The organism is Sphingobium algorifonticola (assembly GCF_004005485.1).
GTDB lineage: Bacteria > Pseudomonadota > Alphaproteobacteria > Sphingomonadales > Sphingomonadaceae > Sphingobium > Sphingobium algorifonticola.
Genome location: NZ_RZUL01000013.1, coordinates 10,936 through 28,101, shown reverse-complemented (window position 1 = coordinate 28,101; position 17,166 = coordinate 10,936). Strand labels below are relative to the sequence as shown.

Genomic DNA, 17,166 nt, shown 5'->3' with positions numbered 1-17,166 from the left:
TAATTATCTGGAGTGAAATCATGGGAAACCGAAGGAAACCTGCGCCTCCCGCCACCACGCTCGACATAAACTGCGACTGCAAAGAATATGTGTAATGTTGAGCTCAACATTACAGGAATTCGCGGGGCGACAGATCGATTTCGAGCGCCTCTCGCTCCTCATCCGACAGGTCGGCCAAGCGCCGGTCGAGCATAGCCTCGGCCGTCGAAACCAATTGAACGACGACGGCCTGTCCCTCAGCGAGCGCTTCATCGATGGCGGGCAGCAGGCTGGGCAGCTTCATCGACAGGAGGAGCTGGGCGAAGAAGCGCTGCTTGGTCCCCTCGAATATCGACAGAGCCGCGGACTTGGCGCCGCTGTTGAGCGTGTCGCCGTTGTCCGCATCGACGATCCGCGTGGCTTCGAGCGCTTCGCGCAGGTTGGCGTGAATGATCGCCCAAGCTTCGGCGTAGGCATCGTAGACCGAGATCTGCTCCGGGGTGAGCTGGTGCTCGAGGATCTCGTATTCGACGCCGACGAAGGAGAGCGCGCGAGCGGTGTACAGGCCGAGCGATTTGAGGTCACGGGCGACCAGCTCCATCGCGGCGATCCCACCTTCGCGGATGTCGCTCACGAACGCTTCGCGGTTAGCGAATGCCGTCTCCGGTCCCCAGAGCCCCAGCCGCGTCGCATAGGCGAGATTGTTGACGTCGGAAGCACCGGTCGCCGACGCGTAAAGGACGCGAGCGCGAGGCAGCATGTTTTGCAGGCGCACCCCGGCGATGCCCTGCTCCGAGCCTTTGACGCGGCCGCGCGATCCTTCGCCGCCGGCGGCGTTGGCCATCGCGTGGGCCTCGTCGAAGACGATCACCCCGTCAAAGCCATCGCCGGCCCATTCGAGGATCTGGTCGAGGCGCGTGGCGTCCGATCTTCCCGAGCGCAGCGTGGGATAGGTGACGAACAGGATGCCTTCGCCCATCGTAACCTGCTGGCCGAGCTTCCACTGGCCTAGCGGCTGGATGTCGATCGGGAGACCGCCGAGAGCGGACCAGTCCCGACGCGCATCCTCGAGCAACGCCTCGTTTTTCGAAATCCAAATGTGACGCCGTTCTCCGCGCAGCCAGCGGTCCAGAATCACGCTTGCGACCTGACGTCCCTTTCCGGCTCCGGTCCCGTCGCCAAGGAAATAACCCATGCGGTAGGGGGCGCCGTCAGGACTTGGTGCGAGCGAGCAGCCCTTGTCCTGCGGAACAAAGCTGCCGGGGAGGTCGCGCGCGTGTGCCGTGACGGCATAGATCAGGGTTTCAGCCTGCGCCGCCGAGAGCAGCCCTTTAGAAACGGCCCCTGCCGGCAGGTGCGGAACCTCGGTCGGGATCGGCGCCGTTAGCGAGCCCATCGCAACGGACTCGACGAGCGGCGTTGGGTGATCGACCGCACCGGGAATGACGATCCGGCTCGGCCGATACGGCAGGTAATGGCCGACCTGTTCGGCGATCGGAGCCGGCGCGTCGAGTGCCGTGTATGCGCAGGGTTCGCTGGAAGCTGCTGTTACCGGCATCTTGGGCTGCAACGGGCGCGGCTTGGTCGCCAGCCCAGCGAGCCGCATCGGGGCGAGCGCGGTCATAAACGTGGCAGGCCTCGCCGGAAGCGGCCTGGCTCGCGTTGGGACGGCATCGACGAGATCGCAAAGCGCGTCGAAGTCGCTGGTTCGTGCTATGACTGGCGCTGGCCCGTCCTCGACCTTGTCGAGCACGACGAGGCGGGTGGTGATCGAGGTGCCGTGCCTCACGAAACCGCGCTCCACCGCGACGTTGAGGTGCAGAGTGATCGGTCCCAGCGCGGCGTCGAGGAACCGATGCACGTCGAACCACTCGGGCATGACGGCGGCCAGACGGCCACCCGTGGCGAGCCGCTTCCAGGCCGAGCGCAGATGCCGCGCCCCCGTATGCCCGTCGCGCCCGCGCTCCACCCCATGCGAATAGGGTGGGTTGATGAGACCCGCCGTGGGCACCTGGGAAGGGTCGAGTAACTCGTCGATGAGCTCGGCGTCGTGCGCGGTCACCGCTGCGTCCGGGAACAGGCAGCCGAGGCAATCGCGGCGGAGCGGCGATATCTCGTTGAGGATCAGGCGCGCATCGGCGTTCGCAGCCCAGACCGCCAGCATCCCCGTCCCGGCCGACGGTTCGAGCACCGTCTCGCCGCCCTGGAGCGCGCAGGCTCGGGCGAGGAGCCAAGCGATGCGCGGCGGCGTCGCAAACTGTTGCAGCTCGATCTGCTCTTCGCTGCGGACGGTTTGATTTGGCAGCAACGTCTCAAGCTGCGCGAACACCGCCTCGGCTTCGCGCATCGATGATCCCAAGGGGAGACCTGCGCTATCGCGCAACCACAGCACCTGGGCGAGTTCGAGCACGGCATGGGCATCGCGCACCGACCAGCGACCATCGGCATCGCTGCCGCCGAATTCACGATTGAGGACGCTGTTGAGGCGCGCGCGAGAGACCGTCTCGGCCGCCTCGACGAGGCGCTGAACCTCGCGGGCGGCGGACAATACCATTGGCTCGCTGCGATCGGGGAAGGCAAATGCGGGGGATGAGTGTGCCATAGGACCTCCTGACGAGGCCCTTCACGCGTTGCGGCCTCGATCAGGCCAAGGCACCCTCTCCTCTGAGCCGGTTCAGGGAGCGGCGACCGCCCGTTCGAGTAGAACGTCATTCCAGTCGGTGTCGAGATTGGCGGGTCGCTTCGCGAGGATACGCCGGCCCTCCTGTCGATAGGCTTCGCGGCCGCGCTCCTCGGCCAGGTCCCCACCCCGATCGTTGTCCACGAAAAGGTGAAGCTCGCGGACGCTTTCAGGGATCGCCACCAAGCCGAAGCGCTCATTGCCGAGGGTGGCCCAGCAAGGGACGCCGAATATCTGCATGGCCGACAGGGCGGTCTCGATTCCCTCCGCCAAACCCAGCCGTCCATCCCGCGGCGCAGTAAGGCGCACAGCGCCGTTCTGGAGACTGCCCAGCGCGCGCTTGGGCCGCTCGAAGTCCGCGAGCCGAGCCTCAGCCGGATCAAGGAACGTGCGATGCACAGCGATCACCCCAAGGTCGGTGCGGACTGCGGCCAGCATTGCCGGCAGGAACCGAACTGCTCCGCGAGGGCCGAGCGGTGTTCTCCGGTGAAAGCGCAGATCCGGTGAAAGCTGGGTCACGCCACGCTTCGCGAGATAGGCCTCCGCCGCACTGCCTTTGAGTGCAACGGCCCCGCGCCATAGCCGGACGGCATTGCGGTCGGCGGTCTCCTCTCGGACGAGTTCCTGCAGTGGCCCGCCCGAACCATCGAACAGCTCGCGGGTGCGAACGCCCCGGCGTCCGAGAGCCGATATGATCTCGGCCCTCGCGCAGCCGGCGAAACAATGGAACAGAATGGCGCACTGGCCGAGGCTCACGCTCAACGACGGGGTGCAGTCGTCGTGCGCAGGGCAACGGCACATCCCGCGGTTGCGACGCCAAGTTCCGCCAAGACTGTCGACGATCTCCCGCGCGCGGCGCTCGAGACGCTCCGATTGATGGCTTTGGGGCATGATTTCTCCTCTTTCATGCCTCCCCAGCGCGACCTCCTCTCCGCGCCCGCTCCGATGCGTTTTCCTACAACTTATGTTCTCTATATGTTCTCTCTCGTCGGCCCAGACAGGGAATTGAGCGAGATGATCCTAAGAGTTGTATCGATCGCCATCGGAGTGGTTGTGGGAATGCCGGCGCACGGTCAGGCACAAGCTCAATCGGGGGCCGTGGCGGCCGCCGCTGACGAACAGCGCCAGGGCTATCGGCTGGCGCAGACGGCCGACGGATTTCAACTTGTGGAGCACGGAGTTTGGGAAGTGCCGGCGGCGAGTGCGGTGCAAGCCTCGGTGCCCTCCCAGATCACCTCAGCGTCGGACGGTATGCGGGGGCAGGAAAGCGGAAAGCCGAGGGGGCTTGCTGGGTCCAATGGCTTTCGTCGCGCAGCATATCTTCCGCATGTGTACGCCGCCGAGGCGAGGTTCGGTCTGCCGGCCGGGCTGCTCGACGCGCTGATCTGGACCGAATCCCGCTACAATCCCTTTGCCATCAGCCGGGCGGGTGCCGCGGGGCTGGGGCAGTTGATGCCGGGCACGGCGAAGGAATTGGGGGTCTCCAACCGCTTCGACCCACTGTCAAACTTGGCCGGCGCCGCCCGTTACCTCCGGCAAATGCTGGACCGCTTCGGGACGGTGCACATGGCGCTCGCCGCGTACAACGCGGGACCTGGCGCGGTCGAGCGCGCGGGCGGGATTCCGCTGAATGACGAGACGCCTGCCTACGTGCGTGATGTGCTTCGCCGCTGGCGTCCGTGACTTGCCGTTCAGCAAGCGATGGGAGGCTCGATAGCCCCGGCGCCGCTCATTGCTTGGTGGGGATCACCTTGCCCCCTCCGCCGTCACAATAGGCGCCCCAGACCTCCATCAGCTTGCGCCGCTTCTCCAGCATCGCACCGCGCTGATAGGCGCGCTCGACCTCGTTGGGGTTCTGGTGCGCGAGCGCGGCTTCGGCGACCTCACCGGGGAAGCTGGTCTTCTCCGCCACCCATGTGCGGAACGAGGAGCGGAAGCCGTGGGCCGTGAACGGCTCCTTCATTCGGCGCAGCACGCCGAGCAGGGTCATGTCCGACATCGGACCGTTCGTGCCAGGGAAGACGAGATCGGTCCCGTCGAGCCGCACGGCCATCGCACTTTTCAGCACCGCCAGCGCTTGTGGCGAGAGCGGAACGAGATGCTCGCGCTTCATCTTCATGTGCCCGGCGGGAACGGTCCACAGGCCGTTCTCGGTGTCGAACTCGTCCCATGTCGCCAGCCGGACTTCCTGGCTGCGCGCGGCCGTCAGGATCGTGAACTCCAGCGCGAGCCGCCCCCACACGCCGCCGCTGGCGCGGAGCCGCGTCAGGAACATGGGCAGTTCGTCGTAAGGCATGGACGCGTGGTTCCTGCCGTGCGGCTGTCTGGGCAGGCCCTTGCCCGCCGCCAGCGATCGGGCCGGGGCTTCGGTCGCCCGCCAGCCGCGCGCGTGCGCGTAATCGAGCACGGCGCATATCCTCTGGCGAACGCGGCGGCCTGTCTCCGGCTTTGCCGTCCACACCTCGGCGATGGCTGCGATGATGTCGCCGGCTGTAATGTCCCCGACCGGCTTCTTGCCGAGCGTGGGAAAGGCGTACGTTTCAAGCGTGGCGAGCCATTGACCGCCGTGCTTGCTGCTGGCCCATTGATGCTCGCGGGCCTTGTGAAGCGCCAACGCGGCTTCGCGGAAGGTGACGGCCTCCGCCTTGGACTTGCGCTTCTCGGCTAGCAGATCGCGCCCGTCCTCGCGAATCGCTTTGCGCGCTTCGGCGGCCTTCGCCCGTGCGCTCGCGAGGGACACGAGCTTTGCACTGCCCAAGCCTATATCGCTTCTTTTGCCCTGGTGTTGGATGCGTAGCCGCCATGCCGCGCCTCCACGGCGGTCCACCTTGAGAATCAGCCCATCGCCATCCTGGTAGGTTCCTGGCCTCCCCAGCGCCGCCTTCACCTCGTTAGCAGTCAGCTTGCCCATGGCTACACCCACTCGATTGGGAGTTTACGCCCACACTCATACCTTACGCCCACACTTCCGCCCACATTTTTGTGCGGATGCGGGCAGCGGAAACCGGTCGAGAGGAGACGCTTGCGGACGAGTAATCCGCTGAAATCCGGGACTTTTATGGAAGTTTGCGGATGCTTGCGGAAGCAATCCTGGCGGAGACGGAGGGATTCGAACCCTCGGTAAGGGATTTACCCCTACGACGGTTTAGCAAACCGTTGGTTTCAGCCACTCACCCACGTCTCCGCATGGCTCGAAAGAACGCCGGTGGCGCCCTTGGGCTTATCGAGCGTCGGGCTATAGCGGGGGCCGCTGGCCATGGCAACGGCATCGCGCAATTTTCCGCGCGCGGCTGTTTCGCGGTTCGCGCTGCGCCTGACGCCAGCGACGGCCCTGGCGACCCTTGCCGGATTCGGTCCGGCGCGGAATCGACTCGGGTCGCCGTTCGTTCATTGCTGTTTCATGTGGCCGCTTCGATAGATGGGCTGCGCAATTCTTGCGGATTTCGGGGAGGCACATCTATGCGCGGGCTTGGTTCACTATCGGCGCGGCGCGGCGCGGCTTGGTCCGTGCGCGGCATGGCCCTGGCGCTCGGCGCCATCACCATCGCCTTGTCCCCGGTTGCCACCGCGCAGATCCGCACGGTCGATCCCAATATGGCGATCGATGCCGACCTTGCGCCCTTGCCCGATGCGCAGGGGGCGACACCTGCGGCTACCCCACCTTCCGCCTCAACGCCTGCGCAAGGCCAGACCGGCGCACCACCGCCTGCCGTCCTGACCGACAATGGCGTGCCGGAAACCGCGACCGGCGCGCCGGTGACGCCTGCTTCGCCGCCCGCCGCGCCCTTGCCGACCGCCTCCTATCAGAAGGACGATCTGATTGGCGCGGCCGAAGGCGTGTTCGGAAAAGGGGCCGCGGGCCTTGCCGGCATCATTGAGAAAGTGCTGAAGGATCAGGGCCAGCCCAATGCCTATATCGCCGGGCGCGAGGCGTCGGGCGCGTTCGTGGTAGGCCTGCGCTATGGCTCGGGCACGCTCAACCACAAGGTGGAAGGGACGCGCGACGTCTACTGGACCGGCCCGTCGATCGGCTTCGACGTCGGCGGGAATGCGGCCAATACCTTCGTGCTCGTCTACAATCTCTACGACACGCAAGACCTGTATCACCGGTTTCCGGCGGGGGAGGGGGGTGCCTATTTCGTCGGCGGCTTCACGGCGAGCTATCTGCGCTGGGGCGATGTGGTGCTGATCCCGATCCGGCTGGGCGTCGGTTATCGCCTGGGCGTCAACGCGGGCTATATGAAGTTCAGCGAGAAGCGGAACTGGCTGCCTTTCTGAGGCGGTAACGCCCGTTCAGATCGCTAGCGCCAGTTGCGCGGGTATCGCGGGCCCGTCACCCGCGCCGTCGTGCGTCAGAGCCTCCGCGGGCCGCAGATTGTGCAGCCCCAGACCCAGCAGCCGCGCACCCATGCGCAGCGGTTGTGCCTCGTCCAGCAGCGCATGGCCGATCTGCATCAGGCCTGCTGCGTCGCGCACCCCCGCGGCCACGGTGCGCGACCGTGTGATGATCGCAAAATCCCCGAACTTGATCTTCAGCGTTACCGTCCGCCCACGCATGCCGGAGGCCGCGATGCGCGGCCACAGCCGCTCGCCGATCCGCGCCAGCTCTCCGTGCAGCAAGGCGGGATCGGCGATGTCCTCGCCGAAGGTATCCTCGACGCTGATCGATTTCGCCGCTTCCCGCGCCCGCACCGGGCGATGGTCGATTCCGCGCGCCGCACCGGAATAATAGTCCGCCATGCTGCCGAAATGGGATCGCAGGAACGACAGCGACTGCGCCGCCAGATCGGCACCCGTCGCTATGCCCAGCGCCTGCATCCGTCCGGCCGTTACCGGGCCGATGCCATGGATGCGCCGGACGGGTAGCGTCGCGATGAACGCCGCGCCCTGTTCGGGCCGGATCACGCACAGCCCGTCGGGCTTGTTCTCGTCCGACGCCAGCTTGGCGATCAGCTTGTTGTAGGACACGCCGGCGGACGCCGTCAGCCCCGTTTCCGTGCGGATCGCCGCCCGAATCTCCTGCGCGATCTGCGTGGCCGATGCGATGCCCGGCCGGTTCGCCGTCACGTCCAGATAGGCCTCGTCGAGCGAAAGCGGCTGGATCACATCGGTGTAGCGCGCGAAAATCTCCCGTATCTGGCGGGATACCGCGCGATAGACGTCGAACCGGTGCGGCACGAAGATCAGGTCCGGGCACAGCCGCCGCGCCTTTGCGCCGGGCATGGCCGATCGCACGCCGAATGCGCGCGCCTCATAGCTCGCCGCCGCCACCACGCCCCGTGCCCCGCCGCCGCCTACCACCACCGGCCTGCCCCGCAATTCGGGATGATCGCGCTGCTCCACGGACGCGAAAAACGCATCCATGTCGATATGGATGATCTTGCGCAAAGGTGTGTCGCGCGGGTCCATGGCGCGGGATTATGGCATGAATGGGCGGAGAACAAAAGGGGTGCAAGTGGCCGATTGCGGAATGTCCGCTCACAGCAATGGCAAGATGCAAAGCAGCCACTCGCCCCCTACCTTACTGGCTTCTCGATATCCGGTAAGCCTGTGATTGACGTGCATCAGTTTCCTGCTTTGGTCACCCATTGGCGTGTCGCGATTGACACAGATTATGCCGGTGAAGTATGACTGCGCCATCTGCTCAGTAGGGGGGCAGAGTAGCGCGTTATGACTGTAAAGGACGAACGCGGACCGAAGCAGAAAGCGGATAGTCATATTGGCAACTCCGTTGAACGCCGAAACCCGCGTCGCCAGCCGAACGATCATCGCGAAACCCGCGATGACCGCTACAGCGACAGCATACTCGACTTCGTCGAAGCTCTTTCCAGACAGAGCAAGGTTCGCCTGGCTCGCTGCCAACGGTGCGGGGCGGAAGCGATAACCGGATGGAACCGGTTGCTACCGCCCCCTCTCGTTGTAGGGGAAGACATTGACGGACTGGCAGCTCAAGAAGAGCGACCTCAAGCGATACCCGCATTTCGATCAGATCTTGAAGCCCGCCGAGATCGTCGCCTTGGTGACGAGCCCGGACCGTGTTGCCAAGAACGGCTTCTTTCCCCTGCTGCGTTACACCAAGAAATGGCAACCCTTCCGCGACGACAAGGGCAGCGGCAAGCCGAAGCCTAAGCCCAAAGACCGCCCGATTAGGTACGCCGCGCGACGCGACGCCTACATCTTCGCGTACTACCGGCATCTGTTGAGCGGCCCATACGAGGCAGAGCTCAGCCGTCTCGGCATCAGCCATTGTCCGGTCGCCTATCGACGCATCCTGACAGACGGCGACGGGCGGCGGGGCAAGTGCAACATCCAGTTCGCGCGTGAGGCGTTCGACAGGGTGCGCGACCTCGGTGATTGTTGTGCCATCGCCGTCGACATCAGCAGCTACTTCGAGTCAATCGACCACGAGCGCCTGAAGGCCCTCTGGTGCCGCCTGCTGGGCGTCCAGCGCCTGCCCCCGGACCACTTCGCGGTCTTCAAGAACATCACCAAGTACCGCGTCGTCGATCGCGTAGACGCATACACCCGCCTTGGCTTCTACGGCGTGAAAAGCCTGACCAAGGGCGGCCACCCGATCAATGGCTATCTGGTGCCATACAAGGACGTGCCGACTCAGCTCTGTTCGCCCTACGACTTCAGGCAGAAGATACTTGGCGAGGACGACAAGGCCCCTTCACTTATCGATCCGAACGAGAAGCTGCACGGGATACCGCAGGGGGCACCCATATCGGACCTTCTGGCGAACTTTTACCTGATCGACTTCGACATCGAGATGAACGCTTTGGCAACGGGCCTCGGCGGCAGCTACGTCCGCTACTCTGACGACATACTCCTCGTCCTTCCCGTGTCGGTGGATCAGGCGACCGAGATCATGGAATCGTTGCCGTCGCGCATCCGTGCCCACGGCGACGAGTTGCTCATCAAGCCGGATAAGTCGTCCCTCGTGCGATACACGCGGGAGAGCGACGGCGGGCAGAACTGTGATCTGATCGCGGGCAAGGGCCGGAATGGGCTGGAGTACCTCGGCTTCCGATACGACGGACGCAATGTTTTCCTGCGTGACTCGACCATGTCCAACCTTCACAGGAAGGTCGCGGCCGTCGCCCGCAAACAAGCCGAGGCCACTATCAAGCGTTACCCGGGCAAGACCTACGCCGAACTCTGCGACATGTTCAATTTCGAGGACTTCGCGAAGCGGTTCGGCAGGGTCGAGGGTTTCGAGCCGACCTCGACGAGCAAGACGTGGACCTTCTGGACCTACGTCATCCGTTCCGTCGAGGAGTTTGGTCCAGTAGGACGGAAGATACACGGACAGGTCAAGCGACTGCGGCAGCGCGCTCGACACCGCGTGGATGAGGAACTCGCGCGAGCAATTGATCGAAAAACCAAGCGGGATCGCGAAATGACAGCTGGTTTCAATTAATGAATGACAGGTTTTTGGAGACACAAACCAATTTTTGAAAGACCACAATTGGCGCAAAACCGTACTATAACACTAAACACCCAGTATTTCCGCGACTTTCAACGCCGCAACTTCCGCAACTTCGCGTCCGCCGCCACGCGCCTTATCCGCCCGGCTTTCCCTTCAGCGCCGCCAGCGCCGCGAACGGGCCTGCCTGATCTTCGGTCAGCACACCGCGGGCGCGCAGCCACTGGTCGGCGTCGGGCGCGCGGGGATAGGGAGTGACGGCAAGCGCTAGCGTCTGCGCCACCGCCTCGCCGATATCGATCGTGCCGCCTGCGTAGAAATGCGTGTCGCAGTCTTCCTCGGACAATTCGAACTCGTCCAGCGCCCCGTCCTGCGGCAATTCCCCTTCGCGCGCGAAACGGATGACGAAGGGCTGGTCGATCGTCTCCTCGACTGGCTCGCCGGTCGCGACGCAGGGCTGGGCAAGCGCCGCGCGCAACTGTCCGCGCGCCATCAGCACGCCATTTTCCTCCGCCAGCGTGTAGTCCGCTGCCAGCCGGTCTATGCGCGCAAAGCCGAAGCGGCGGGCAAGCGCGGCGCATTCCTCCGGCTCGGCGGTGATGTGGCCGCCTGCGGCGTTGCTCACCGCCTGGTCGAGCTTGACGATGCGGGCGAACTCGGACGCGGGCGCTGACTTCTGCGGCGACGGCGGCGTCATCGCGGCAACGCCCCGGCCAGCAGCGCGGGCGTCGGCGTATCGCCGAGCGCCGTCCACAGATCGCGCAGCGCCTTCGCCACATGATCCAGCGCGGCCGCATCGGGCGCATCGCCCCGATAGAGGTTGCGCACCAGCGCGCCGTTCAGGTCGCCCTCCGGCGTCAGGCCCGCGCGATAGGCGGTCAGCCGCCCACCCAATGCGCTCATCATCTTGCCGATGTGCTTGCCGACGATCATGTCGCCGATGCCGATCTGCCGCAGTTGCCCGTCCATGTCCTCGATGAAGATTTCGGTCAGCCACACGCTGCCCTGCCGCGCCGCGTCCTCGCCCTCCAGCCGCAGCAGCACGGCGCACAATATAGCGGCGATCATGTCGAACCGCCCGTCGAGCGTATCGGGCACCGCCCCTTGCGCATACCAGTGCGGCGCGCGGCCGCGCGCGACGATGGCGGCATAGAGCGGGCGCAGCGCAGCGCGCGGATCGGCCTGGGTGCGCAGCGACGGGAACAGGCGGTCGAGCAGGGACATGAGCGAAAGGGGCCAGTCATCCAGAGGGTTGAAACGGGGCAGGGGCACGACCGAAGCCGCGCCTGTGCGGCATCGGCCTTGTCTACCCACGCGCATTTCCATATTGATTGGCGGGGCGCGCAATGCAATGGCCAACATCCGGCCGTGGCATTACCGCCCCTTTGCAGTTTTGCGGCATAATGCCGCCCGAATGTGCCGTCAGGAGAAGTTCATGCGCGATACCCGCCCCGGCCCCCCTTCGTTTCCGGGCCGTTCTTCGTTGGGCCGCGTTCCGCTGGCGATCAGCGCGCTGGCGTTGCTGCTGGGCGCATCCGGCTGCGCGCGCATCCGCACGCATCAGGGCTATCAGGTGGACAAGCTGCTGGTCGATTCGGTGCAGCCGGGCATCGACAACCGCGAGTCGGTGGAACTGACGCTCGGACGCCCGACCTTCACGGCGCAGTTCGGCCAGCAGGACTGGTATTATGTCTCGCGCGACATGCGGCAACTCGCCTTCGCCTCGCCGCGCCCCACCGACCAGACGGTGTTGCGTGTCCGTTTCGACCCGGCGGGCAATGTCGTCGCGGTGGATCGCACCGGGCTGGAGCAGGTGGCGCGCATCTCGCCCAGCGGCGACAAGACGCCGACGCTGGGCCGCAACCGCAGCCTGTTCGATGAGATCTTCGGGAATATCGGCGCGGTCGGCGCCGGCGGCGCGCCCGGTGGCGGGGCGGGCGGCCCCGGCCCGAACGGCAGCTAAGCTGCGTGACGCACACCATGCGGGCCTGACGAAAAAGGACCGGTCGGCGTGGGTCTACACCAACCGGTCAGGGGGTTCGTGAGCGAGGTTGGTTAGGGGGATAAGGCCGCGACAGTCGGCGCGGGTTTCGGTGCAATCCTGAACCATGGCAAGGCGTGGTGCACCACCCAGCCGATCGTGACCGCATAGAGCACCGTACCCAGCCCGACCGTGCCGCCCAGCATCCATCCGGTCGCCAGCACCGCAAGTTCGATGGCGGTGCGCACGATCTTGACCGGCCATCCGGTGCGCGCGCAAAGACCGGTCATCAGGCCATCGCGCGGCCCCGGCCCGAGGCCCGCGCCGATATAGGCGCCGCCTGCAATGCCGTTGAGCCCTATCCCCGCGACCAGCATGGCGAAGCGCGGGGCAAAGCCTGCCGGATCGGGGAGCAGCGGCAACACCAGATCGACCACCGTGCCGATGACGATGATGTTCATGACGGTGCCGATGCCCGGCCGCTGCCGCAGCGGTATCCACAGCAGAAGCACGATCAGACCTATGAGGTTGACCGTCATGCCGAAGCTCAGCCCCAGTATTGGCGCGATCCCCTGATGCAGCACATCCCACGGGTCCAGCCCCAGGTTCGCGCGCAGCATCAGCGCCATGGAAAAGCCATAGAGCGCAAGGCCGAGAAGAAGCTGGATCAGGCGGTGAGTCGTCAACATGCAAAAGCCAATAGGTCTTAATGGCCTTGTAATCGATAGCCACTTATGATGTATTGGCCTCATGTCGATGCATATGACGATCGGCCCGGCGTCGCTTGTGCGCCATCTGGGCCAATGGCGGAGCGGCAACACTGGCGATCCCGCCTGGCGGCAACTTGCCCGCGCACTGAAACTGCTGGTGATGGACGGACGGGTGCCTCTGGGCGTTCGGGTGCCGGGCGAGCGGGAACTGGCGTTTGCGCTCGGGATCAGCCGGACGACGGTCGCTGCCGCGTTCAACCAGTTGCGTGACGAAGGCTATCTGCTCAGCCGCCAGGGTTCCGGCACGGTCACGCGGGTGCCGGGCGGAGGTGGGACGATCGCCGAGGCCATTGTGGAGGACGATGCCACGGGCATGATCGACTGGACGGCCGCCGCGCTGCCTGCTCCGGCCGGGCTATGGCAGGCCTATGAGGCGGCACTGGCCCAGCTTCCGGCGTGGTTGACGGGTCTGGGCTATGAAGCATCGGGCATTCCCCGCCTGCGCGAGGCCATTGCCGCCGACTATGGCCGCCGGGGTTGCCCCACGCATTCGGACCAGATTCTGGTGACCAGCGGCGCGCAGCATGGTCTCGCCCTCATCCTGCATCTGCTGGCGGGGCCGGGAGATCGTGTGGTGGTCGATCACCCGACCTATCACAATGCGTTGCTGGCGATCGCCCGGCACAATTGCCGTGCGGTGCCGGTCGGCCTGCCGGCCAGCGGCTGGGATATCGATGCATGGCATGCCACTTTGCGACAGACCGCGCCGCGTTTCGCCTATGTCATCGCCGATCATCATAACCCGACCGGTCGCCATATGGATGCCGCAACGCGCCGGGCGCTGGTGCAGACAGCCGCACGCACCCGCACACCGCTGGTGATCGACGAGACCATGGCGGACATGGCGCTCGACGGCGACCTGTTCGGTCAGGGGAGTGCGGACGTGCCGCCGGTCGCCGCGTTCGAGAGTGACGGCGACGACACAGGAACGGTCATCAGCATCGGTTCGGCAAGCAAGCGTTTCTGGGGCGGCCTGCGCATCGGCTGGATCCGTGCTGATGTCCAGACAATCGCGGCGCTGGGTCGCTTGCGCAGCAGCATCGACATGGCGACGCCGGTTGCCGAGCAACTGGTTGCCGCCGCGCTGCTCGATGGCACTGTGGCAACCGATGGCGGGCGGCGGGCGGCATTGCGCGATATGCGCGACCGGCTCGTGGCGCTGCTGGCCGAGCGGCTACCCGACTGGCGTGTGCCGGTGCCCGCCGGGGGGCTTAGCCTCTGGGTCGAAATGCCGACGGCACAGGCCTCGGCACTGGCCGCCATGGCGCAGGCCCATGGGTTGCGTATCGCGCCGGGGCCGCGCTTCGGCGTCGATGGCGCGTTCGAACGATTCGTGCGGCTGCCGTTCACTTTGGCTCCAGCGCACGTCGCGCCTGCGGTAGACCGGCTGGCCGCCGCCGCCGAGCGTCTGCGTACCCGGGTGCGCCCGATCACGACGGCCCCCGCCTGGGCGCAGGAGGCCGAGCACATCGTGTGATGCTTTCGGGGCGCTCCGGTGGTGGTGTGTCACCCCACTGACAATGAAAAGGGGCGCCGCGACCAAGCCGCGACGCCCCTCATTGCTGTGCCTGGAAAGTCCGTCAGGCGGCCTTGGCTGCCTTGTCGGCGCGATAGCGTTCGATGGCCTCCAGCGTGATGCGGCGCGCGTCTTCCGCTCCGCCCCAGGTGCCGATCCGCACCCACTTCTGCTTTTCCAGATCCTTGTAGTGCGTGAAGAAATGCTCGATCTGCTCCATCACGATACCGGGGAGATCGTCTTTCTGGTGCACGTCGGAATAATAAGGGAAGGTCTTGTCGTCGGGCACACAGACCAGCTTTTCATCGCCGCCCGCCTCGTCCTCCAGGTTCAGCACCGCGATCGGCCGCGCGCGCACGACGCAACCCGGCACGAACGGCGAGCGCGCGATCACCAGCGCATCGAGCGGATCGCCATCGGGCGAAAGCGTGTGCGGCACGAAGCCGTAATTGGCGGGATAGCGCATCGGCGTGTGCAGGATGCGATCGACGAACAGCGCGCCTGACTTTTTGTCGAACTCGTATTTCACCGGTTCGCCGCCGACCGGCACTTCGATGATGACATTGAGGCTGTTGGGTGGATCGTCGCCAACGGAAATCAATTCGATGTTCATGAATAGCCCTTGTCTGTACGCTTGAAATATCTGCGTGCCGGAAAATCTGGATGTTATGTCCTGGGTTTCAGCAACTGGTCGAGATTGCCTTCGCCCTCTCCTGTCTTTTCGAGGCGCGGATAGCGCAAGCCGCCCGAATAATCGAGTTTAATAGTGCGGAATGTCTTTTCATGTCGCACGATCAGCTCGACTGGTCGCTTGACATCCTTGGCGGCGGTCAGCGCCTCCTTGAATGCGTCGCCGCTGAACTCGCGGCCGTTGACCGCCAGCACCTTGGCGCCGATGACCAACCCGGCCTTGAACGCCGGGCTGTCCCACGTCAGGCCCATGATTTCCCCGTCGTTCTTTACGATCATGCCGACGCCGAAGCTCTGGTCGACGCCTTTCAGGTCCTTTTCCACCTGCTTGGTGGTCGAACCGGGGGTGTCGCCGTAGACAAGGCGGTATCCGCCCATCGTCAGCCCGTTCTTGGTCACTTCGCGCGTCGGCAGGTCAACCCGCGTCTTGAAAAAGCCTGCCCAGTCATAGGGCGCAAGGCTGTTCAGCACCCCGATCACTTCCTCCCGATCATAGGTCACCTGGCCCCAGTCGCCCGGCTTGATGCCGAAGAAGGCCTTTGCGAAATCGTCCAGGCCCTTCGCCCCGCGCGTCTGCTGACGCAGGATGGCGTCCGCCTCCAGCCAGATCATCATGCCTTCGTTGTAATAATCTTCCGAACGCTGCCAGCTCGACCAGCCCTTGGGCCTGCGCGCGGATATGATCGGATCATGCGTGGTATCTTCCATCGGCCGCCATTCCCGCCCGCGCGTCGTATCGAGCTTCGCGGCGATATGGGCATAGGCGTCCAGTGTCTGTTCCTTGGAATAGAGGCCCGAGCGGGCACCCAGCACATAACCCCAGAACTGCGTCTGCCCTTCATAGACCCACAGCAGATTGTCCTGCATCGGCGTCTTGAAATCGGGGGTCCACAGCTTTTCCGGCCGACGAAACTTGCCGTCCCAGCTGTGCACGAACTCATGCGGCAACAGGTTGCGGCGGCCCGGACCATCATCCCATTTGGTGAAATATTCCGGGTTCACGCCATTTTCGGACGAACGATGATGCTCCAGCCCGATGCCGCCCATCTCGTCGGTCAGCGCCAGCAGAAAATCATAGCGATCGAAATGCATCGCGCCGAACAGGACGGCGCTTTCCTCCACCAGCTTCTTGTGGCGGGCCATCTGATCGGCGGTGTAGACCAGATTTTCGGCGGCATCGGCAACGATGTTCAGCGTCACGCTGCGCCCAAGATCGACCGACTTGAAATATTGACCCGCGAACACCGGCGAATCGACCAGCGCCTCATAATCGATGGTTTCATAGGCCACGGTCGATCCGCTCTTGCGTCCACGCAGCGCCGTCGCGGCCTGCCAGCCATCGGGATAGGTGACGGTCGCCTTCACGGGAATCTGCCGCGTGAAGTAGCCAACCGGATAAAGCGAGACGGCTTCCCATTGCAGGTTCAGCATCTTGTCGGTCACGACGACGCGGCCCTGATTGCCCGCGGTGGCGGACAGGAACTGAAACTGCGCGACGACCGTGCGCACCCCTTCCGGCACATCGATGCGGAAGGAATAGACGTCCAGCGGATCGCGCGTCCACGGCAGCACCTTGCCGTTGGCGGTGAAGACGAGGCCAGTCAGCTTCTCGATCTGCCCGCGCGGCGCATGATTGCCCGGCAGCCAGGCGGGCATGGCAAGCGTCAGCGGCCCCGCCTGCGCCACCGGGATCGTTTCCTTCACGCGAAAGATGCGCTGCACCGTATCACTCACATCCACGTCGAGCGTGATGGTGCCGCCGGGATAGGGCACATCCTGCGGCATCTGTACGGCGGGCAGGGGGGCGGCGACCGGCTTCGATCGGACCGCTTCCTGCGCGGCGGCGGGCACCGTCATCAGGGTGGAGAGTAGCAGGGCGGCGGCAAGGCTGCGGCGCATAAAGGTAAATCTCCGAAAGGGTAGGGGAAAGACGGAAATGTGACAGCAATACATGCCGGGGGATTTCCCGTGCGTCCAGCCCTATGCCACCTCACTTCGTCATTCCCGCGCAGGCGGGAACCCATCTCCCGTCTTGGCGACTGCCGTGCGGTTGGCGAGACAGGTTCCCGCCTTCAGCCGAAGGCCGAAGTGTATCCTGAGCTTGTCGAAGGGCGGGAATGC

General features: G+C 64.9%; 15 protein-coding genes and 1 tRNA gene. 5 read left to right on the top strand and 11 right to left on the bottom strand.

Annotated features, from left to right (window positions below; genetic code table 11):
- Nucleotides 1-109: 109 nt before the first annotated feature.
- Nucleotides 110-2,581 (bottom strand): strawberry notch-like NTP hydrolase domain-containing protein, encoded by a 2,472-nt coding sequence (locus ENE74_RS17025; protein ID WP_127692072.1) that lies wholly within the window; start codon nt 2,579-2,581, stop codon nt 110-112.
- Between the two features lie 72 nt (nt 2,582-2,653).
- Nucleotides 2,654-3,550: a DUF7146 domain-containing protein gene (locus ENE74_RS17020; protein ID WP_127692071.1), complete on the bottom strand. Its 897-nt coding sequence runs from the start codon at nt 3,548-3,550 to the stop codon at nt 2,654-2,656.
- Nucleotides 3,551-3,673: 123 nt separating this feature from the next.
- On the opposite strand from ENE74_RS17020, the gene ENE74_RS17015 reads away from it, so the two are divergent.
- A complete protein-coding gene (locus ENE74_RS17015; protein WP_127692076.1) occupies nt 3,674-4,342 on the top strand; it encodes a lytic transglycosylase domain-containing protein in 669 nt (222 codons plus the stop codon).
- Between the two features lie 46 nt (nt 4,343-4,388).
- Here ENE74_RS17015 and ENE74_RS17010 read toward each other — a convergent pair whose 3' ends face one another.
- Nucleotides 4,389-5,570 carry a tyrosine-type recombinase/integrase gene (locus tag ENE74_RS17010; protein ID WP_127692070.1) on the bottom strand — a complete coding sequence of 394 codons (1,182 nt, stop codon included), beginning with the start codon at nt 5,568-5,570 and terminating at the stop codon, nt 4,389-4,391.
- Between the two features lie 180 nt (nt 5,571-5,750).
- A tRNA-Ser gene (locus ENE74_RS17005) sits at nt 5,751-5,843 on the bottom strand.
- A gap of 275 nt (nt 5,844-6,118) precedes the next feature.
- On the opposite strand from ENE74_RS17005, the gene ENE74_RS17000 reads away from it, so the two are divergent.
- On the top strand, nt 6,119-6,937 hold the full coding sequence (locus tag ENE74_RS17000; protein ID WP_127692069.1) for a DUF1134 domain-containing protein: 819 nt from the start codon (nt 6,119-6,121) through the stop codon (nt 6,935-6,937).
- A 15-nt stretch (nt 6,938-6,952) separates the two neighbouring features.
- Here the strand turns inward: ENE74_RS17000 and dinB are convergent, their stop codons facing one another.
- Nucleotides 6,953-8,068, bottom strand: a complete 1,116-nt coding sequence (gene dinB, locus ENE74_RS16995) for a DNA polymerase IV (protein ID WP_127692068.1) — start codon at nt 8,066-8,068, stop codon at nt 6,953-6,955.
- A 69-nt stretch (nt 8,069-8,137) separates the two neighbouring features.
- Nucleotides 8,138-8,521 carry a hypothetical protein gene (locus tag ENE74_RS18345; protein WP_164847536.1) on the bottom strand — a complete coding sequence of 128 codons (384 nt, stop codon included), beginning with the start codon at nt 8,519-8,521 and terminating at the stop codon, nt 8,138-8,140.
- 70 nt (nt 8,522-8,591) lie between these two features.
- Between ENE74_RS18345 and ENE74_RS16990 the strand changes: the two genes are divergently transcribed.
- Nucleotides 8,592-10,082: an RNA-dependent RNA polymerase family protein gene (locus ENE74_RS16990; RefSeq protein WP_127692067.1), complete on the top strand. Its 1,491-nt coding sequence runs from the start codon at nt 8,592-8,594 to the stop codon at nt 10,080-10,082.
- Between the two features lie 142 nt (nt 10,083-10,224).
- Here ENE74_RS16990 and ENE74_RS16985 read toward each other — a convergent pair whose 3' ends face one another.
- Both ENE74_RS16985 and ENE74_RS16980 read right to left on the bottom strand, forming a co-directional pair.
- A complete protein-coding gene (locus ENE74_RS16985) occupies nt 10,225-10,785 on the bottom strand; it encodes a YceD family protein (protein ID WP_127692066.1) in 561 nt (186 codons plus the stop codon).
- Entirely contained in the window at nt 10,782-11,312 is a 531-nt protein-coding gene (locus ENE74_RS16980) for a ubiquinol-cytochrome C chaperone family protein (protein WP_127692075.1), read from the bottom strand. Before ENE74_RS16980 ends, ENE74_RS16985 begins: the two co-directional genes overlap by 4 nt.
- A 211-nt stretch (nt 11,313-11,523) precedes the next feature.
- On the opposite strand from ENE74_RS16980, the gene ENE74_RS16975 reads away from it, so the two are divergent.
- On the top strand, nt 11,524-12,051 hold the full coding sequence (locus ENE74_RS16975) for an outer membrane protein assembly factor BamE (protein WP_206517755.1): 528 nt from the start codon (nt 11,524-11,526) through the stop codon (nt 12,049-12,051).
- Between the two features lie 92 nt (nt 12,052-12,143).
- Here ENE74_RS16975 and yczE read toward each other — a convergent pair whose 3' ends face one another.
- Nucleotides 12,144-12,758 carry a membrane protein YczE gene (yczE, locus tag ENE74_RS16970; protein ID WP_127692064.1) on the bottom strand — a complete coding sequence of 205 codons (615 nt, stop codon included), beginning with the start codon at nt 12,756-12,758 and terminating at the stop codon, nt 12,144-12,146.
- A 73-nt stretch (nt 12,759-12,831) separates the two neighbouring features.
- On the opposite strand from yczE, the gene yczR reads away from it, so the two are divergent.
- Nucleotides 12,832-14,316 (top strand): MocR-like transcription factor YczR, encoded by a 1,485-nt coding sequence (yczR, locus tag ENE74_RS16965; protein ID WP_420902608.1) that lies wholly within the window; start codon nt 12,832-12,834, stop codon nt 14,314-14,316.
- A gap of 103 nt (nt 14,317-14,419) precedes the next feature.
- Here yczR and ppa read toward each other — a convergent pair whose 3' ends face one another.
- A complete protein-coding gene (ppa, locus tag ENE74_RS16960) occupies nt 14,420-14,968 on the bottom strand; it encodes an inorganic diphosphatase (RefSeq protein ID WP_127692063.1) in 549 nt (182 codons plus the stop codon).
- A gap of 53 nt (nt 14,969-15,021) precedes the next feature.
- Entirely contained in the window at nt 15,022-16,944 is a 1,923-nt protein-coding gene (locus ENE74_RS16955; RefSeq protein ID WP_127692062.1) for a M61 family metallopeptidase, read from the bottom strand.
- Nucleotides 16,945-17,166: the final 222 nt, after the last annotated feature.

Excerpts from the sequence above, each read along its gene's own strand:
- ENE74_RS17025 (WP_127692072.1), bottom strand. The coding sequence starts at position 2,581 with ATGGCACACTCATCCCCCGCATTTGCCTTCCCCGATCGCAGCGAGCCA.
- ENE74_RS17020 (WP_127692071.1), bottom strand. The coding sequence starts at position 3,550 with ATGCCCCAAAGCCATCAATCGGAGCGTCTCGAGCGCCGCGCGCGGGAG.
- ENE74_RS17015 (WP_127692076.1), top strand. The coding sequence starts at position 3,674 with ATGATCCTAAGAGTTGTATCGATCGCCATCGGAGTGGTTGTGGGAATG.
- ENE74_RS17010 (WP_127692070.1), bottom strand. The coding sequence starts at position 5,570 with ATGGGCAAGCTGACTGCTAACGAGGTGAAGGCGGCGCTGGGGAGGCCA.
- ENE74_RS17000 (WP_127692069.1), top strand. The coding sequence starts at position 6,119 with ATGCGCGGGCTTGGTTCACTATCGGCGCGGCGCGGCGCGGCTTGGTCC.
- dinB (WP_127692068.1), bottom strand. The coding sequence starts at position 8,068 with ATGGACCCGCGCGACACACCTTTGCGCAAGATCATCCATATCGACATG.
- ENE74_RS16985 (WP_127692066.1), bottom strand. The coding sequence starts at position 10,785 with ATGACGCCGCCGTCGCCGCAGAAGTCAGCGCCCGCGTCCGAGTTCGCC.
- ENE74_RS16980 (WP_127692075.1), bottom strand. The coding sequence starts at position 11,312 with ATGTCCCTGCTCGACCGCCTGTTCCCGTCGCTGCGCACCCAGGCCGAT.
- ENE74_RS16975 (WP_206517755.1), top strand. The coding sequence starts at position 11,524 with ATGCGCGATACCCGCCCCGGCCCCCCTTCGTTTCCGGGCCGTTCTTCG.
- yczE (WP_127692064.1), bottom strand. The coding sequence starts at position 12,758 with ATGTTGACGACTCACCGCCTGATCCAGCTTCTTCTCGGCCTTGCGCTC.
- yczR (WP_420902608.1), top strand. The coding sequence starts at position 12,832 with ATGACGATCGGCCCGGCGTCGCTTGTGCGCCATCTGGGCCAATGGCGG.
- ppa (WP_127692063.1), bottom strand. The coding sequence starts at position 14,968 with ATGAACATCGAATTGATTTCCGTTGGCGACGATCCACCCAACAGCCTC.
- ENE74_RS16955 (WP_127692062.1), bottom strand. The coding sequence starts at position 16,944 with ATGCGCCGCAGCCTTGCCGCCGCCCTGCTACTCTCCACCCTGATGACG.